Raw genomic sequence first — 20,284 nt, 5'->3', positions numbered from 1 at the left:
GCCTAGTGCGCCGGTTTTGTAATGACCTCAGATAAAGTCCCCATCATGCATTCTAAAATCCTCATTCTCGATTTCGGTTCCCAAGTCACCCAGTTGATCGCCCGCCGCGTGCGCGATTCCGGCGTGTTTTCCGAAGTCTTCCCGTATGACGTCAGCGACGAGTTCGTGCGCAACTATGGCGCCGCCGGCGTGATCCTGTCGGGCAGCCACAATTCCACCCTGGACGGCGACTCGCCGCGTGCGCCGCAAGCCGTGTTCGAGCTGGGTGTGCCCGTGCTGGGCATCTGCTACGGCATGCAAACCATGGCGGCCCAGCTGGGCGGCAAGGTGGAAAACGGCCTGGTGCGCGAATTCGGCTACGCCGAAGTGCGCGCTCGCAGCCACACCAAGTTGCTCAACGGTATCGCCGACTTTGTCACCGACGAAGGCCACGGCATGCTGAAAGTGTGGATGAGCCATGGCGACAAGGTGCTGGAAATGCCGCCAGGCTTCAAACTGATGGGCAACACCCCGAGCTGCCCGATCGCCGCCATGGCCGACGAAGAGCGCCAGTTCTACGGCGTGCAATTCCACCCGGAAGTGACGCACACGGTGCAGGGCAAGGCCATGCTCGGCCGTTTCGTACATGAAATCTGCGGCTGCAAATCGGACTGGAATATGCCCGACTACATCAGCGAAGCCGTGGAAAAAATTCGCGCGCAAGTGGGCACCGATGACGTCATCCTGGGCCTGTCCGGCGGCGTCGACTCCTCCGTCGCGGCAGCCCTGATCCACCGCGCCATCGGCGACCAGCTGACCTGCGTCTTCGTCGACCACGGCCTGCTGCGCCTGGACGAAGGCAAGATGGTGATGGACATGTTCGCCAAGAACCTGGGCGTGAAAGTCATCCGCGTCGATGCGGAAGACCAGTTCATGGGCCACCTGGCCGGCGTCACCGATCCTGAGCAAAAGCGCAAGATCATCGGCCGCGAATTCGTCGAAGTGTTCCAGGTAGAATCGGGCAAGCTGGTCAACGCCAAATGGCTGGCGCAAGGCACGATCTACCCGGACGTGATCGAATCCGCAGGCAAGGGCAAGAAAGGCCAGACCATCAAGAGCCACCACAACGTGGGCGGTTTGCCGGACACCATGAAGCTCAAGTTGCTGGAGCCGCTGCGCGAACTGTTCAAGGACGAAGTGCGTAAACTCGGCGTGGCCTTGGGCTTGCCGCATGACATGGTCTACCGCCACCCATTCCCGGGCCCTGGTCTGGGCGTGCGCATCCTCGGCGAAGTCAAGAAAGACTACGCCGACCTGCTGCGCCGCGCCGACGCCATCTTCATCGAAGAACTGCGCAACACGCCGTATGAGCCGGTCGTGGTTCCTGGCTTCGACCAGGATAGCGTTCCGACCAACTGGTACGAAGCGACGAGCCAGGCGTTTGCCGTCTTCCTGCCAGTCAAATCGGTGGGCGTGATGGGCGATGGCCGCACCTACGAATACGTGGTGGCCCTGCGCGCCGTGCAAACTCAGGACTTCATGACGGCCCACTGGGCGCACCTGCCGCACAGCCTGCTGGGCAAGGTCTCGAACCGCATCATCAATGAAGTGCGCGGCATCAATCGCGTCGTCTACGATATTTCGGGCAAGCCGCCGGCGACGATTGAGTGGGAGTGATGAGTTCGCTTTAACTGTTTGAATTTAAAGTGAAAAATAGATGGCCGTTGATGATTTAAAAAAATTATCAATGGCCATTTTTTTGATGTGCGTGCGGTTGACCCTTCGCGCCAAGGAAATACTTGCATTGACGTCTACGCCGCGATCCCAGGTCAATGACTTCATCCAGCCATCAGGCAGTTTTTTGACTACACAGGTCAGCGCATGAATCACGCTCCGCGTATTTCCCCGTGAGCTGCACCACTCCATCTACGGCGACTTCTCAGCAAGGTAGTGATCCGGTTATTTCTCGCTCTTGCTTGCGGACGCGGCGCAATCCAAGGCTTTTTTGTGCATGGCTTCGAGGCCTTGATGCGCGAGGTCCAGCAGCTCTATTTCTACGGTGCTACCATTTTGTATGGACAGGCGCTTCACGGCGGAGGCAAGCATGGGAGGAAGTTCCAGAAAGTTCAGGATTAGCGCCCCTCCGGCCGGCACTGGCGGGTCGGTTTGCGTCCCTCTGGCGATGGGTAATGTCCCATGGACAAGCCAGGCGGTGCTGACGCCGAGGGCCGCGGCAATCTTCTCTGCCGCGTCCATAAGTAGTTTGGCTTTGCCTGATTCATAGCGATACAGTTGCGTGGGATTGATGCCCGCCAGTTCGGCAAGCAGCACTTGTGAGATATGAAGATTCTCGCGGCAGCTTTTGAGGCGCTCAGAAACATGGGTGTTGCCAGACATACATATTGCCTTTCAATATACAACGTTCGTGAATGACCGGCTGTGACGCAGCTGTCTCCATAATGATGAAAGGAGCGAGAGCGTTTTTCCAGCCACAGCCTGGTCAACAGCAGTGATTTTACTGTCCGGGAGCGGCATGGCGGCATCCCTTGTTTCATATTCCTTCCGGTCGGCCCGGCCAATGTCGAGATCGTGTACGAGTGCCGGAGCTGACGCTGCCCCGCGCAGGGGAGGGCATTGGGCGCAGTTGAGCTTGTCAAGAGGAGGCCTGCGTTGCATGAGCTGTCTTGCTTGAACTCGCTCTCAGGTCCTGGATGTCAGCGCTCAGGATGGATGAAATACTGACGAATACGGTTTTTCTTGCGGAAGTGCTTTGCTTCCTCAATTTTCCCTTGGGCGAGCAGCGCATGGATTGCGTGGGCCAGCGGCGTCACATCCACCACCCTGGTTATCCATTGATGTACGTAAAGTTCTACCGCCCTTTTGCTGAGGCCGATCTGAATGGCTCTGTGAGCCTGCGGCCGCAACAGCAGATCCCGCTCTGGGTCCCATTGGATGCGCACGGGCGATGCCTCTTTCTTCGCCGACCATTCGTCCTTGCTCATGGATGCATCCGCGTGGCTCAGGCAACCGTGCTCCAGTGCCCATTCAAATCCCGCTCTGCTGATATCGATCGCCAGTATGCGTTGCTGACCAGCGTCTTTGAATCCCCAGCCCGCACGATACATCATCCATAAGAAAGACGGTTTAATCCAGGTCATGCGTTCCATCTTGAATGGGGGCGATGTAAATGTGCCGTTCGTCAATGCTGCATCCGTGATCGCATCCGGATAGGCCTGATAGACACGGATGGTCGATTCGTCGTAGGTGGCCCTGATCTGACGTTCAGGGATGGCTGATGTCGGGTGCTGATCATCTTGCATTGTTACCTTGATTGAAGCCAGGGAGAATCCCGGCGAGTTTGAACATGATGCTGACCGTGCCACCCGACTCCTGTGCGTGGCCTAAGCAATCCTTCTGCCAGCCATCCGTCGCCGGTTGATAGGTCATGCCGGAGGGCCCACCAGGAGGGTGGCAAGGTGGATGGCCTGACTGGCGAAAGTGGGGCGTGGTCAGCTTCGTAAATCTTACACGACCTTGGCCTTGTCCCGCTGCATGCGCAGGGTGCGTAGCTTGCCGATCAAGACGGTGGGAAGGCTGGGGACATTCTGACGCGATCTTAGTTAATACGGTACGCATCACCATCGCCTGCCCACCTGTTTTACTAGTGGTAATTGGATAGTTGAATGGCAGTTACCAAAGAGGTAAAGTTCTCAAGAAATAAATAAAATTTCCATAAGGAAATAATTATTTTATAATCTACTTAAGAAAATAATTACGTAAGGCAACATATGCACCTGCGCTTGACGCCATGGTGCGGTGTATTTTTGTTTAGCGGTACCTTGTGTGCCGCCGTGTCCGCGCAGACCCGTCCTGAAATCGCGCCGCCCCTTCCCACCACGCCTGGCACCAGCCAGCGCGACGATGCCAGCCAAGAATTGATACGCCAGCAAGAGCGCGAGCGCCTCCTGCGCCAGCAGCAGGAGCGCAGTCCAGACGTGCGCCTGCTCGAGACGCCGGCGGCCGTGTCAGCCAACCGCTTGCCGACAGGCGAATCGCCGTGTTTTACGATCGACCACCTTGTGTTGCGCGGCGAGGATGCCGCGCAGTTCCAGTGGACATTGGATGCCGCCAGCCGCGACGACCTGGGCGCGCCGGATTCTGCGCTGGGGCGCTGCCTGGGCACGCAGGCCATCAATGTGCTGATGGGCCGCATGCAGAACGCCGTGATCGCGCGCGGCTACGTCACCACGCGCGTGCTGGCCGAACCGCAGGACTTGAGCCTTGGCACCCTGGCATTGACCTTGATACCGGGGCGCATCCGCCAGATCGGTTTTGCACCCGGCACCAATCCCCGGGGTACCTGGTGGAATGCCGTGCCGGCGCGCCCGGGCGAGCTGCTCAATGTGCGCGATACGGAGCAGGCGCTGGAGAACTTCAAGCGCGTGCCGACGGCCGAGGCCGATATCCAGATCATGCCGGCCGAGGGCGGCAACGCCAAGCCGGGCGAGAGCGACCTGCAGATCCAGTGGAAGCAGGGCTTGCCGTTTCGGCTGGCGCTGGGCCTTGACGATGGCGGCTCGCGTTCGACAGGCAAGCTGCAGGGCAGCGTGACCCTGTCGTATGACCACTGGCTGACCCTGAACGACCTGTTTTACCTGAGCCTGAACCAGAACGTCGACGGCGACCGCAACGGCCCGCGCGGCACGGGCGGCATGGTGGCCCACTATTCGATTCCCTACGCCTACTGGCTGCTGGCTTTTACGGTGAGCGACAGCCATTACCACCAGTCCGTGGCCGGCATCAATCAAGACTACAACTACAGCGGCGCCAGCCAGAATCGCGAAGTGAAACTGTCGCGCCTGGTGTACCGCGACGCGTCGCGCAAGACGACGTTGTCCCTGCGCGGCTGGCAGCGCGCCGCGCAAAACTTCATCGACGACACGGAAGTGGAAGTGCAGCGCCGCCGCATGGCCGGCTGGGAACTGGGTATCGGTCATCGGGAATTCCTGGGCCAGGCGACGCTGGACCTGAACCTGCAATACCGGCGCGGTACGGGCGCGATGGACTCGATGGCGGCGCCCGAGGAAGCGTTTGGCGAGGGTACGTCGCGTTTCAAACTGATCCTGGCCGACGCGGCCCTGTCGGCGCCGTTCAAGCTGGCCGGCCAGCCGCTGCGCTACTCGGGCAGCTGGCGCATGCAGCACAACCGCACGCCGCTGGTGCCGCAAGACCGCTTTGCCATCGGCGGGCGCTACACGGTGCGCGGCTACGACGGCGAAAGCAGCTTGTCTGCCGAGCGCGGCTGGCTGCTGCGCAACGAGCTAGGCATTCCTCTGGGCAGCAGCGGCCAGGAAGCGTATGCCGGCCTGGACCACGGCGAAGTGTCGGGACCATCCGCCGAATGGCTGATCGCGCGGCGCCTGACGGGCGGCTTCGTCGGTGTGCGCGGCCAGTGGCTGGGGGTGCAGTACGACGCCTTTGTCGGCTGGCCCGTGCGCAAACCCGAGCTGTTCCGCACGGCCAGCCGTACGGCAGGCTTCAGCCTGAACGCCAGCTATTAAAAAATAACGATGTGAGACGCCGCCATCGACCAGGTGTTCTCTCCCTTTTTCGCATCATTTAATTGTCATTAGGACATTTCATGAACAAGAACCTGTACCGCATCATCTTCAACAAACGCCGTGGCCAACTGATGGTCGTCGCCGAAAACGCTTCGTCGCAAGGCAAGGCGGCCAAGGGCGAAGGTAGCCTGGACAGTGGCGTATTTGATGGCGATGGCGGTGGCGGGATCAATGGGCGCTTGCGGCCGCTGGCCTTGGCGATATTTGGCGCGCTGGGCATGGTGAGCTTTGTGGCCGGCCCGGCCATGGGACAGATCGTGGCCGACCCGAATGCGCCGGGCCGGCAGCGTCCGACGGTGGTGCAAAGCGCCAACGGCGTGACGCAGGTGAATATCCAGACGCCGAGCGCGGCCGGCGTCTCGCGCAATACCTACAGCCAGTTCGACGTGACGGCGAATGGCGCCATCCTCAACAACAGCCGCGGCAATGTGCAGACGCAGACGGGCGGCTGGGTACAAGGCAACCCATGGCTGGCGGGCGGCAGCGCGCGCGTCATCCTCAACGAAGTCAATTCGGCCGACCCGAGCCAGCTGCGCGGCTATGTCGAGGTGGCGGGCCAGCGGGCAGAGGTCGTCATCGCCAACCCGGCCGGCGTGGCCATCGACGGCGGCGGCTTCATCAATGCCAGTCGGGTCACGCTGACGACAGGCACGCCTATCCTCAATGGCGGCAACCTGGACGGCTACATGGTGCAGCGCGGCGTGGTCAGCATCAACGGGCGCGGCCTCGACACGTCGCTGAGCGACTATACGGCCATCCTGGCGCGCGCCGCACAAATCAATGGCGGGATCTGGGCGCAGGAACTGAAAGTGGTGACGGGCGCCAACCAGCTCGATGCGGCGCATGGCGTGGCGGGCGGCATCGCCGGCACGGGACCGGCGCCAGTCTATGCGCTGGACGTGGCGCAACTGGGCGGCATGTATGCGGGCAAGATCACCCTGATCGGCACGGAAGCGGGCCTGGGCGTGCGCAACGCGGGCGTCCTGGCGGCCACGGCGGGCAACCTGGTGCTGCAATCGAACGGCTGGCTGAGCAACAGCGGCAACATTCAGTCTGCCGGCACGGGCAGCCAGACCGGCATCGCCGTCACGGGCGATGTGGCGAACAGCGGCACCGTGTATGCGGGCGGCGACAGCCAGGTGCAGGCACAGGGCAATATTGCCAGTAGCGGCCTGATCGCTGCACAAAACAATGTCACGATGCAAGCGTCTGGGGCTGGGTCGCATATCGATCTGGCTGCCAGTGCCGTCATTGCAAGTGGCCTCAATGCGGACAACAGCGTACGCCAAGCCGGTGACTTGCGCATTGAGGCTGGCGATACGATTCGCATCCATGGCAATAGCGTCTCGGGCGGCAATAGCCAGATCGCGGCTGGCCAGCTGGACCTGAAGGATGCCAGGGTGTCCGGTGCACAGTTGAATCTGTCGGCAAGCGCGGGTGATCTCGATGCCAGCCGCGCGAGTATTGCAATACAGGGCGGGTTGTCCCTCAACGCTACAGCTACAGTGCGCACGGACGCGGCCGTCGTGACCGCCAATCAGATTGATCTGCGCGCGCATGATTTGTCCAATATCGGTGGGCAGATATCTCAATTTGGTAGCAGCGATCTGCTGCTTCAGTTGCCAGGTACACTGAACAATAGTTCCGGACGCATTGCGAGCAATAGCCAAAACCTGGCTATCCGCACGCAGCTGCTCTATAACGTCGATGGCAAGATGGAACACGCTGGCACGGGAGCATTCACCATGGCGGTGGCCGATACGCTCCTGGGGCAGCGTGGACGCATTATCACGAATGGCGGCTTGTCGCTCGATGCCAGCAAGCTTGATCATCGCGATGCGGTCATGTCGGCGCAGCAGATTGGCATCAAGAGCGCAGTGCTTGACAATCGCGGCGGCAGCATCAGCCAGACCGGTTCCGGCCAGGCATCGCTGCTGGCAACCCAAAGTCTGGATAACCGCGCCGGCAGTATTGAGCTTGGCGGCAATGCGGCGATAGCGACTTCGCTACTGTCGAATGCCAAGGGACGCATTACCTCCACCCAAAGCATCGATGTCAAGGCAGGTTCGGAGCTGAATAACCATGCCGGCATCGTAGCATCTGGACAGAACCTGACGCTTGAGGCTGGGAGTATTGAAAATACCGAAGGCACCTTGCAGGCGTTTGCCGGTCAGGTAAATTTCCAGTTTGCGGATATGAATAACACAGCGGGTAGCATTTTCGCTGGAAGCAATGCAAATCTCCAAGGTGGCAATGCCTATAGCAGCGGCAGTGTGTATGCGGTTGGTAACCTGGCCTTGAATCTTGGCGGCAAACTCACAAATACCGGCGTCATTGCCGCGCATGGCAATAATAGTATTCGAGCCGACAGTTTAAGCAGTGGAGTTGGTAGTCTGATTGGTGCCGGCGTCAAATCCGACGGCGGCTTGGCCGCTGCCGGCGATCTCACCGTCAATGTAAGTAATGACCTGGCCGCGCATGGCCAAAACCTGGCCGCTGGAACCGCCAGACTGAATGCGGCCTCAGTGAATCTGGATGCAAGTCAAACCAGTGCCTCGCAGATTGCGATGGTGGCAAGCGCGGGCAATGTCAGTAGCGCGGGCGCGGTCATCAGCACGCCTGGTACGCTGTCCATTACGGCAAATGCCAACACGAACCAGGTGCTGGACAACAACAAGGGAACCCTAAGTGCCGGCCAGCTTGATGTCGCGCTCTCGGGTCTGAATAACCGTGATGGCGTCATCATCCAGACGGGTGCTGGCGACACGAATATTGCGCTGAAGTCCCCGAGCGGCTTGCTGGACAATACGCGCGGCCGCATTGCCGTCAATAGCCGTGGCCTGGATATCGCAGCATCTTCGGTGACCAATGCGCAAGGGCGTATTGAACATGCCGGCAGCGGGAACTTATCCCTTCAAGCGGCTGTTCTGAATGACGAACAAGGAACATTGATCAGCAATGGTACTGTGCATATCGTCGCCGATGCCATGCAACATGATGAGGCAATGACATCGGCCAATCGTTTGAATGTGGATGTCAATGTTCTCAGTAATCAGGCGGGCCAGCTGGTACAAACTGGTACCGGGAACGCCGTGTTCACTGTCCGGCAAGGGTTGGACAACGCTGCTGGCGAGATCGCCAGTAACGGTACGCTGTCCTTGCAGGCCGGAAGTATTGACAATACCAAAGGACGGATTACGTCGGCAGCAGCTGCTTCAATCTCCAGCAAGGGGCAACTGGAGAATCGTGATGGCGTGATCAGTACCGGCAGCGATCTGGCATTCAAGATCGCAGGGGACTTCAGTAACTCGGGATTGATGTACGCGGGCCGCGACCAGCAGTGGACGGTGGGCGGTGCGCTGGCCAATAGCGGTTCCATCGCGGCGCTGGGCAACACGACCTTGCAGGCCAACAGCATTGCCAGTAGCGGCTTGCTGGGCGCGGGCCTGCAAGCGGACGGCAGTTTGGGGACCAGCGGCAACCTGAGCTTGACCGCCACGCAGGGCATCGTGGCCACCGGCCAGAACCTGGCGGCGGGCCAGGCCAGCTTGACAGGCGCGTCGCTGGACCTGAGCGGCAGCCAGACGGGCGCCGCCAGTATCAATCTGACGGCGACGCAAGGCAATGTGCTGACGCATGGCGCGGTGGTGAGCACGCCGGGCCTGTTGGCGATCACGGCGAATGCCGGCAACGCGCAGGCGCTGGTGAATACGGGCAAGGGACAACTGAGTGCGGGCCAGCTGGCCCTGCAGGTGGCGAATCTGGACAATAGCGGCGGCGACATCGTGCAGACGGGGCAGGGCAAGACCGTCATCGCCACGGGTCTGCTGAACAACACGGGCGGGCGCATCGCCGTCAACAGCAGCGATCTTGACCTGAGCGCAGCGACCTTGACGAATCTGAACGGGCGCATCGAGCATGCGGGCACTGGCGTGCTGGCCATCACGGCAAGCACCCTGAACGGACAAGGCGGCAAACTCATCGGCAACGGCGCGCTGCGCATCGACGCCGGCAGCATCGATCACCGCGACGCCACCCTGATGGCGCAGCAGGTGACGATCCAGGCGGGCAGCCTGGACAACCGTGGCGGAGGCATCGGCCAGACGGGCAGCGGCAGCATGACGCTGGGTATCGCTCAGACGCTGGACAATACAGGCGGTCGCATCGAGAGCAATGGCGACCTGGCCGTGACGGCTGGCAGCGTGCTGAACCAGCAGGGTTTATTAAGCGCCGTGCAGCAGGCGGCGTTGACGGTGACAGGCAAGATCGACAATACCGCCGGTACGTTGGCGGCCGGCCAGAACCTGACCGTGACCGCGCAACAACTGGATAACCTTGGCGGCAAGGTACAGGCGCAAAACGGCAATGCCACCTTGCAACTGCAGCAATTGCAGAACACGGGCAGCGTGTTTGCCGGCGGTAAGCTGGATACACAGGCCGAGGTGGTGCGCAACAGCGGCAGCCTGTACGCGGCCGGCGAGCAGCGCTTGCAGGTAACGGGGGCCTTGACCAACACGGGCGTGATCGCGGCGCAGGGCGACAACCGCATCACGGCGGCGCAGATCGACAGCGGTGCGCAAAGCCTGCTGGGCGCCGGCATCAAGGCCGATGGCAGCCTGGCGCAAGGCGGCGACCTGACCTTGACGGCCACGCAAGCGATCACGGCCAGCGGGCAGACTCTGGCGGCGGGCCACGCCAGCCTGACGGGCGCCTCGCTGGACCTGGGGTTGAGCCAGACCAGCGCCGGCAGCATTGACTTGACGGCGAGCCATGGCAATATCAGCACGGCGGGTGCTGTGGTGAGTACGCCGGGGCTGCTGAGCATCACGGCCAACAACCAGGAACAGCAAACCCTGCAGAACGCGAAAGGTACCCTGAGCGCGGGCCAGCTGGCCGTGCAGGTGGGTCAGCTGGACAACCAGGGCGGCAAGCTGCTGCAGACGGGCATGGACAAGGCCAGCGTGACGGTGCGCGGGCAGCTCGATAACAGCCAGGCGGGGGAGCTGGCCAGCAATGGCCAACTGCTGGTGCAGGCGGGCGGCATCGACAATAGCGGCAAAGGCCGCATCACCTCGACGGCGTCGCTGGACCTGAAAAGTGTCAATGCAGTGAACAATGTGGATGGCGTGCTCGCCGCCACGCAGGATATCAGTGTGACGGCCGGCAGTGTCGACAACAGCGGCGGCACGCTGCAGGCGAGCGGCGGCAGCATCGTCCTCGATGCGGGCAGCGTGCGCAATGCACAGGGCGTGCTGAGCGCGGGCAAGGATGTGCTGGCCACGCTGACGGGCGACTTGAACAACACGGGCTTGCTGTACGCGGGCCGCGACCAGCAGTGGACGGTGGGCGGTGCGCTGGCCAATAGCGGTTCCATCGCGGCGCTGGGCAACACGGCCTTGCAGGCCAACAGCATTGCCAGTAGCGGCTTGCTGGGCGCGGGCCTGCAAGCGGACGGCAGCCTGGGCACCAGCGGCAACCTGAGCTTGACCGCCACGCAGGGCATCGTGGCCAGCGGCCAGAACCTGGCAGCGGGCCAGGCCAGCTTGACGGGCACGTCGCTGGACCTGAGCGGCAGCCAGACGGGCGCCGCCAATATCGACTTGACGGCGCGTGCTGGCAACATCACCACGGTGGGCGCGGTGGTCAGCACGCCGGGCCTGCTGTCGATCACAGCCAACGCGGGCAGCGCGCAGGCGCTGGTGAACACGGGCAAGGGACAATTGAGTGCGGGCCAGCTGGCCCTGCAGGTGGCGAACCTGGACAACAGCGGCGGCGACATCGTGCAGACGGGGCAGGGCAAGACCGTGATCGCCACGGGTCTGCTGAACAACACGGGCGGGCGCATCGCCGTCAACAGCAGCGATCTTGACCTGAGCGCAGCGACCTTGACGAATCTGAACGGGCGCATCGAGCATGCGGGCACTGGCGTGCTGGCCATCACGGCAAGCACCCTGAACGGGCAGGGCGGCAAACTCATCGGCAATGGCGCGCTGCGCGTCGAGGCAGGGCGCTTCGACCACCGCGACGCCACCCTGGTGGCGCAGCAGGTGACGATCCAGGCGGGTAGCCTGGACAACCGCGGCGGTCATGTTATCCAGACCGGCTTGGGGCAGACAGACATCAAGGTGAACCAGACATTGAACAATGCCTTGGGTGAGATCGCAAGTAGCGGCATGCTGGCCATTCGCGCAGACATGCTTGGCAACGCTGGCGGCCAAATTAGCACGAATCAAGGCGCGAACATCGACGTTACTTCAGGTTTCATCAATACAGATGGTGTCATCGCGGCAGTACAGGATTTGTCGCTGAGCGCAGCTTCCATCGACAATCAAGGCGGCAACCTGCGGGCCGTCGGCGGCAATGTTACTTTGCAGGCTGAGGACTTTGGCAACAAGGGCGGCAGCGTGTATGCCGGCCATGACTTGAAGTCGACTGTTGTTAACATGAACAATAGTGGCAGCTTGTATGCTCTCGGCAACCAGATATTGAATGCCAGTGGAAGCTTGGAAAACGCGGGTGTGATCGCATCCCTGGGCAATACCGACATTCATGCTGGCAGCTTCCGTAGCCAAGGAGCGGCAAGCCTGTTGGGGGCTGGTATCAAGGCAGACGGTACGCTGGTCAATTCGGCCACCTTGAACGTCGTTGCCACTCAGGATCTGCTTGCCAGGGGCCAGAATCTCGCTACCGGCAACGCCGTATTCACCGGCGCTTCCGTGGATGTCAGCGGCAGCAAGACAAGCGCCACCAATATCACGCTCACCGCCACTAGCGGTAATGTGACGACCAGCAGTGCGGCCGTCAGCGCATCGGATGCGTTGACAGTCAATGCCGGCGCACAGGATAGTCAAAGCTGGATTAACAGCATGGGTGAGGCGAGTGCCGGGCAATTGTTGGTGCATGCTGCCAACTTGGATAACAGCAAGGGGACCATCATCCAGTCCGGCGTTGGCGATAGCGCCATCAGTGTGAGTTCTGCGACCGGTGTTTTGAATAATACGGGTGGCCGTATTGCCGTCAACGCCAATAACTTTAGTTTGGCTGCCAAGACGCTGCTGAACGTTGATGGAAAAATGGAACATGCGTCCTCCGGCATTTTTGCCATTGGTGCCGGCAACTTTACCGGCGACCGCGGCTGGATCACGTCGAACGGCTCGGTGAAAATCGATGCGGGCACTTTCAATCATGGCGGCGCAAGTCTGGTCGCCCGCCAAGTCAGCATTGAGGCGCAGGCGCTCAATAATGCCAAAGGCAGCATTACCCAACTGGGCACGGCACACAGCGATATCAAGGTCAGCGGACGGCTCGACAATAACGAGGGCGTCATCGCCAGCAATGGCGATATCGCGATCAAGGCTGGCGACCTGGATAACCGGCTCGGCACCTTGCAGGCCGCTGGAACTGCGCAGCTCGATCTTGCGATTACGGGCACCTTGGACAACCGCAAACTGAACAGTGCGGACAAGGGCTTGATCGCAGCTGGCGGAAAAGTCTCCATTACCGCCGGCGAGCTCTTAAATCAACAAGGTAAAGTAACGGCTGGTACTACTCTGGAGGTGAGTGTCGGGAACGGTATCGAGAATGCCGGCGGCCTGTTGGCCGCCACAGGCAACGCCATCGTAACGGGCGCCTCGCTGAACAATGCTGGCGGCACGCTCGCGTCTGTCGGTGGGAATGTTCAGGCCACGCTGTCGGGGCTCATGTATAACGCCGGCGGCAAAGTTCAGGCTGGTGGCGATGTGATCCTGAATAACCACGGCTTGACGAACAGCGATGGTGCGAGCATTACCGGGCGCAATGTAGCTATCGATAGCAATGGCCAGGAGTTGAATAATCGTCTGGGAACGATTGCCGGCACGCAGAGCGTCAATCTGCAGACCGGCGCCATTCAGAATGCCGGTGGCCGCATGCAGGCTGGCACTTCGCTGTCCGTGGATACCCATGGCCAGGTGCTGAACAATGCGAATACCGGCAATATCACCAGCGGCGGAACAGTCAATCTTGCGGTGGGCAATGTAAACAATGCCGGTGGCTATATCGGCGCGGCCGGCGCCATCACAGGCCATGCCGGGCAGATCGATAACACGGCCAATGGTGCGATCGTTGGCCAGTCCACCCTGAATCTGACTATCGGCGGCTTGAACAATCAAGGCGGACAAATTCAGGTGCTTGGCGATCTTGGCTTGAATACGGCTGGAACAATTGCAAATCAGCAAGGATTGATACGCGGCGGCGGCACCGTCACCCTGAGCGGTGCCGCAATCGACAATAGCAATACGCAAACGAGCAACCAGGGCATCGAGGGTATCAACCTCGCGTTGACCGCATCCAATGTCGTCAACAGTCAGGGTGCTTTGCGCGCCGACAATAACTTGATGCTACTCAGCTCTGGTGTCATTAACAATAATCAAGGACTGATAAGTGCGGGAAATGCGCTGAACATCCGTGACCTTGGCCCGGCACGCAGCCTGTCCTTCAGCAATAGTGGCGGTACCGCAATTGCCGGCAAGAATCTTGAGGTGCGTGCCGCCAGCCTGAGTGGCGATGGCAGTCTTTTGTCGCAACAGGATTTGACCCTGGATTTGTCGGGGAACTACAGCCATGGGAATGGCGGCAAGATTACGGCCAACAACAACGCCAGCATTGTGGTTGGCGGAAACCTGAGCAATGCGGGCATGTTGCAGGCCGGTGGCCTGCTTGACTTGCGTGCAGGCAGTCTCGACAACTCAATGACTGGCGATATCCATGCCACAACGACGCGGTTGAGCACGTCCGGGACCTTGAACAATCGCGGCCTGATCGATGGCATCAATACGGAAGTCAACACGGGAGCCCTGAATAACGTTGGTTCCGGCCGCATTTATGGCGATCACCTGAGCATTGCCGCAGGCAACATCGACAACAATGTGGAAGCGGGCCAGGCCGCCGTCATCGCGGCCCGTACGCGCCTGGACATCGGCGCGCAGACGATCAACAACAATGAACATGCGTTAATTTTTAGCGGTGGCGATATGGCGATCGGCGGGGTGCTGGATGCCAGCCGCTTTGCGGCAGGACAAGCCGCTCAGTTGACCAACGCCAGTGCAGAGATCGAGGCGCTGGGTAATATGCGGCTCGACGTGGCGCGTATCGACAACCTTAACAAGCATTTTACCCTGCAGTTGGGGGCGAATACGGTTGAGGAGATCGTTGAGTACCAGATGCCGGGTGAAGAGTACCGGCGTCAAACTGAACCTATTCCTTACTGTACGGGCTCAGCCTGTGACCCGCGAAATAGCAGAAACATAGAATATACGCAATATACGTATACGCGGACCACCACCAATAGCGCCATTCTGACCTCCGATCCTGGGAAGATTGTAGCGGGGGGAAGTCTTATTATTTCCTCAGGTAAAGTTGTTAATGAAAATAGCCACATTATCGCTGGCGGCTTGCTCAGCATTACACCAGGCACATTGGTCAATACATCGACACAGAGTGTTTCCGTGGTGACCGAACGTGGTGTCGCAGAGAAATATCTCATTCCTGAAGAGGTGGGTGGGGGGATGGATGTGGCGGAGTGGACGCCTCAGTTTAACGGTCGAGAAGTGTATGAGAGGGATATTCCGGGCCAGAGCGCACCAGTTACCGCCGGACGCGTTGAGGGTAATACGGCGGTGAGCGCTACCGGAAAAAGACCGGATGCGGTTTCCGGCATCGGCGGTCTGTCAGGTACCAGCGGCGCAGGCAAGGCCAATGCTGGCATCAGCCTGGCTGGCGTAGCGCAAGGCAGCACGGGCGTGGCGACGGTGCAAAATGTCAATGGACAAGGTGCGACGGCCGCAACGGGGGCGGGGGCGGTCAATTCGACTGATCGCGCAGGATCGGCCGGCCAGGCAGGCGACGTAGCGAAGGCGGCGGGTACGACAGTTGCTGCGGTGCAGGGCGGCGCGGCGCATGGCAGCGTCGGCCTGTCGCGGGCATCGGACGTGAGCACGGCTGCACAAGGCCGTGATGCCAACAACACCGCCAAGCTTGCTGATAGCGCCAAGGGTGGCACGGTCAGTGCTGTCGGCGCCGCGACGGCAGGCAATGCGAACCCGCTTGTGGCGGCAGACGGCAGCGTCGATGCAAAAGCGTTGGAGCGCGCTGCAAATGGCAAGGCACCAGGTGCAATCACGGGCGCCGCAGGCGTTAATCATAGCGACCGTGCAGGAGATGCGGGACGCGGTGGTGCCGTTGCTGCGATAGCCGGCATCAGCGCCGGCGCGGCGAATGGCGGCGCGACGGGCATGGCCGACCCATCGGCACTTGCCGGTGCCGTCAATAGTGGTGCAGCTGGAACGGTGGCTGCGGTCAATGGGCCGAATGCAAGCGATCGCACGGGAAGTGCGGGCCAGCGCGGCTCCATTACAGTGGCCAGCGGTACCAAGGTGGGAGTGGCCAGTGGTGCTGCGGCGGAAAATTCGGCCGGGCCGTTGGCCGGCGCCGTTGTCGGCGCGGCAGCTGGCGAAGCCGTCAACGCCGCATCCGGGGCGGACGCCCCCGCCGGCACCAAGGTGCAAGCAATTGGCCAAGTCGCATTGGCGAGCCCATCCGGCCGCGCGCAAGTGGTGCGTACCACTCTGCCATCGATGCAACTACCTACTGCCAGCCTGTTCAAGCTGAGCCCTGCGCCCGATGCGCGCTTCCTGGTTGAAACGGATCCACGTTTTACAAATCACCGTGAATGGACCGGCTCGGATTACTTGCTGGCACAAGTACAGCTGGACCCATCCGTGACGCAGAAACGCCTGGGCGACGGCTTTTACGAGCAGCGTCTGGTGCGCGAGCAAATCGCACAGCTAACGGGCCAGCGATTCGTCGGCGACTACACCGGCGATGAAGAGCAATACAAGGGACTGATGGATGCCGGCGCAAACTATGCCAAGCAATGGGATCTGCGCCCCGGCGTCGCCTTGACTGCCGAGCAAATGGCAGCCTTGACCAGCGACATCGTCTGGCTGGTGGAGCAGGATGTCACTTTGGCCGATGGATCGACGCAAAAAGCGCTGGTGCCGCAGGTCTATGTGCGCTTGCGCGAAGGCGATATAAACGGCAGTGGCGCGTTGTTGGCCGGCAAGGACGTCGACATCAATCTGAAGGGAGACCTGACCAATAGCGGCACCATCGCGGGCCGGGACATCGTCCGTCTGACGGCTGAAAATGTACAAAACATGGGCGGGCGCATTGACGGCGATGCCGTCGGCATCGCAGCCCGGAACGATCTCAACAATATCGGTGGCGCTATTTCTGCCAACAGTGAACTGATTGTCACTGCGGGCCGTGACATCAACATCACATCGACGATCAATACCAATACCGGGCGTCAAGGCGATGCCGCGCTGACGGGCACGGGCATTGGTCGGGTGGCGGGCCTGTACGTGAGCGATGAAGGTGGCACGCTGGCTGCTTCGGCCGGCCGCGACATCTCCCTGCTGGCCGGCGAGATTAACAACAGCGGCAAAAACGGCGCTACAGTGATCAAGGCGGGCGGCAACCTGGCCCTGGGAACCCTGACGACTGGCGATAATGCCAATCTGGTTTGGGGTGGGGACTACAGTGCGGGCAAGGCTGGCACTTCCCAGGAAACGGGCAGCACGATTACCGGTGCCGGCAGCGTGAGCATGAATGTCGGGGGCGACATCAATTCCCGTTACTCGAACGTGCAGGCGGGTACGGCCCTGGCGGTGATTGCAGGCCGGGATATCAACAATAACGGTAGCACCTTCACTGCCGCCAATCACTTGCAGGCCAGCGCGGGCCGCGATATTAATCTGGTGACGACGACCGTCAGCGACTCTCATGTACGCATGGATGGCAGAAACACCATCAGCGACAGCAGCACGGTAGTCGACAAGGTGGCTGGCATGTATGTCACCGGCAGTGGCGAGGGCAACACCTTGATAGCCCAGGCGGGACGCGATATTACCGTGACGGCAGGCGTCATCGCGAATGCCGGCGTGAATGGTCAGACTGCTTTAATCGCAGGCAATAACCTGAACCTCAATACGGTCACCGTCGCCTCAACGCACAACGAAGTGCGCAATAAGGACAATTACAGCAAGCAGAGCAAGACCAGCGAAGTGGGCAGCCAGATCATGGGTGCCGGCAATGTCAATTTGCAGGCGGGCAATGACCTGACGGCGCGCGCGGCGGACGTGCAGGCAGGCGGCATCTTGGGACTAGCGGCGGGCAATGACATCAGCTTGGTCAATGGTTTGCAGAACGAAGTGAGCGATGTCGCCAGCAAGTCGACGAAAAGTGGATTCTGGAACAAGACCACCACCATCAAGCATGACGTGGTCGATACCACCACGGCGATCGGCACCTCGCTTGGCGGCAGCAGCGTGACGGTGCAGGCGGGACACGATCTGCAGGTGACGGGTTCGAGCATCTTGAGCGACGATGCGACGCGATTACTCGCGGGTAATAACATCACGATCGACGCGGCCACCAATACCGTGTACGAGCTGCATCATTCCAGCACAAAGAAAAGCGGCTTCATGAGTAGCGGCGGCATCGGTTTCAGCTACGGCACCAAGACTACGACGGTGGACCAGGAGCGCGATGCCACCTTGCAAAGCGGCGAGGCGCGCAGTTCGATCGGCGCCACGGGCGGTGCGCTGACGATGGTTGCCGGCAATAACGTGACGATAGGCGGCAGCGATATTCTTGCCGCCACCGATCTCGACATCATCGGCAAGAGCGTTACCATCAAGCCGGGCCAGGACAATGAGAAGGGCAAGTTCGAAGTCAAGACGACGCAGGATGGCTTGACCCTGGCCCTGGGCGGCAGCGTGATCAGCGCCATCCAGACCCTGCAAACCATGAGCAAGGCAGCCAGCACCGCCAAGGATGGCCGTGTCACGGCGATGGCGGCGGCGACCACGGCGATGGCGGCGAACGGTGCGGCCAAGGACATGATGAAGGAAGGCGGGCCAAGTATCAGCATCAGCCTGACGGCAGGCCATTCTGAAAGCATACAGACGCAAACGACGGCCAGCACCACGCATAGCGGCAGCGTTTTGACGGGTAACAATATCAACATCACGGCCTTGGGCGGCGGCAAGGATAGCAATATTAATATCCTGGGCAGCGACCTGAACGCGAAGAACGATATCCGCCTGCATGCCGATAACAATGTCAACTTGCTGGCGGCACAGGATACGGAAAGCCAGCACAGCAAGAGCTCAAGCCTGAGCGCCTCAATGGGGGTGCAAGCCATCGTCAGCACCAAGGGTACCTCGTTCGGCTTCACGGCCAGCGTCAGCGGCAGCAAGGGGCATGAGGACGGCGACGGCACGACGCAACTCAACACGCATGTGAATGCTGGCGACAAGCTGGTGATCAGCAGCGGCGGCGACACCAACATCAAGGGCGCCGTGGCCAGCGCCAACCAGGTGATTGCCGACATCAAGGGCAATCTGAACCTGGAAAGCTTGCAAGACCTGGCCAAGTTCGACAGCAAGAGCCAGAGTATTTCCGCCAGCGGTACGGTGGGCATTGGCGCCAGCTTCAGCGGCAGCTATAGCCAGAGCAACATGCACAACGACTATGCCAGCGTGCAGGCGCAAAGCGGCATCAAGGCGGGCAACGGCGGCTTCCAGATCAAGGTGGGCGGCAATACGGACTTGAAGGGAGCCGTCATCAGCGCCACGGAGGCGGGCGAGCTGAACAGCAGTTTGACCACCGCGACCCTGACGCATAGCGACATTGCCAACCATGCGATATCGAAGGGTAGCAGTGTGGGTGTTTCGGGCGGTTTTTCGGTAGCGGGCAAGGAGACCGAAGAGAATAAGAATTTGACCAATGTTGGCGGTAAAGGCGGCACCACCGCAGGCCTGCCTGCCATTGTCGCACTTAGCGAGAACGCCAGCAGTACGACGCGTAGCGGCATCAGCGGTGGCACTCTGGTCATCACCGATGAGGCGGCTCAGCGCGCGGCAACGGGCAAGGGAGCGGATGAAGCTATCGCCGGTGTGAATCGCAATGTGACGACTGGAGTGGATTCCAGCGGCAAGATCGGCAATAATTTCGACAAGACCAAGTTGCAGGCGACGATGGATGTGACGGCGGCGTTTGCGGCAGCGGCGGCGAAAGAAGTGGGAGATTTTGCCGACAAACGCTTGGCGGAATCCAAAGAACTCGCAAAGCAAGCGAATGATGAAAAAGATCCTGCCAAAAAAGCCGAGTTATTGCAACAGAGTAAGGAGCTGGCAGAAACATGGAAGGAGGGTGGTTTTGCCAAGACAGCTTTGCATACGGCTATCGGTGGTATTGTGGGCGGAGCCGGTGGGGCATTAGGTGCAGGTGCAGCAGAAATGACGACGCAAGCCCTATCGGCGCAAATTGCCAAGCTGGGCCTGCCTAAAGAACTGCATAGTGCATTGTTGCTGGCAGCTAGTGCATCCGTAGGGGCTGCTGTCGGCGGTGGCGCTGGGGCGAATAGCGCGTTAAATGAGGTGGCGAATAATTACCTTAATCACAACAAGGTAGGCATTAAAAATTCGGAGCGGGAGCAATATGATGCGGCACGGGCTGCTTGCAAGAGCCCTAGTGATCCGTCTTGTAAAACCGCCGAAGCTTTGGCGAAAAAGTCGGCGGAGCAGGATGCGTTGTTGATTTCGGCCTGTGCTGGGGGGGGCGTCGTTAGATTGTAACGT

The 20,284-nt window shown here is 60.4% G+C and carries 5 protein-coding genes; 3 read left to right on the top strand and 2 right to left on the bottom strand.

Annotated features, from left to right (window positions below; all coding sequences use genetic code 11):
• Window positions 1–45 precede the first annotated feature (45 nt).
• A complete protein-coding gene (guaA, locus tag ACQ4WO_RS08450; RefSeq protein WP_034752205.1) occupies window positions 46–1,656 on the top strand; it encodes a glutamine-hydrolyzing GMP synthase in 1,611 nt (536 codons plus the stop codon).
• A gap of 282 nt (window positions 1,657–1,938) precedes the next feature.
• On the opposite strand, the gene ACQ4WO_RS08445 is transcribed toward guaA, so the two are convergent.
• Together ACQ4WO_RS08445 and ACQ4WO_RS08440 are read right to left on the bottom strand one after the other, a co-directional pair.
• Window positions 1,939–2,376, bottom strand: a complete 438-nt coding sequence (locus ACQ4WO_RS08445) for a helix-turn-helix domain-containing protein (protein WP_436481022.1) — start codon at window positions 2,374–2,376, stop codon at window positions 1,939–1,941.
• A gap of 317 nt (window positions 2,377–2,693) precedes the next feature.
• Window positions 2,694–3,299, bottom strand: a complete 606-nt coding sequence (locus tag ACQ4WO_RS08440; protein ID WP_436481021.1) for a DUF4291 domain-containing protein — start codon at window positions 3,297–3,299, stop codon at window positions 2,694–2,696.
• A 468-nt stretch (window positions 3,300–3,767) separates the two neighbouring features.
• Between ACQ4WO_RS08440 and ACQ4WO_RS08435 the strand changes: the two genes are divergently transcribed.
• On the top strand, window positions 3,768–5,540 hold the full coding sequence (locus ACQ4WO_RS08435; RefSeq protein ID WP_436481020.1) for a ShlB/FhaC/HecB family hemolysin secretion/activation protein: 1,773 nt from the start codon (window positions 3,768–3,770) through the stop codon (window positions 5,538–5,540).
• 80 nt (window positions 5,541–5,620) lie between these two features.
• Window positions 5,621–20,281 (top strand): two-partner secretion domain-containing protein, encoded by a 14,661-nt coding sequence (locus tag ACQ4WO_RS08430; protein ID WP_436481019.1) that lies wholly within the window; start codon window positions 5,621–5,623, stop codon window positions 20,279–20,281.
• Window positions 20,282–20,284 lie beyond the last annotated feature (3 nt).

The organism is Janthinobacterium aestuarii, from assembly GCF_051380835.1.
GTDB classification, from domain to species: domain Bacteria; phylum Pseudomonadota; class Gammaproteobacteria; order Burkholderiales; family Burkholderiaceae_D; genus Janthinobacterium; species Janthinobacterium aestuarii.
Note: the sequence above shows the minus strand (reverse complement) of the source record. Positions and strands in the feature narration are given on the sequence as shown.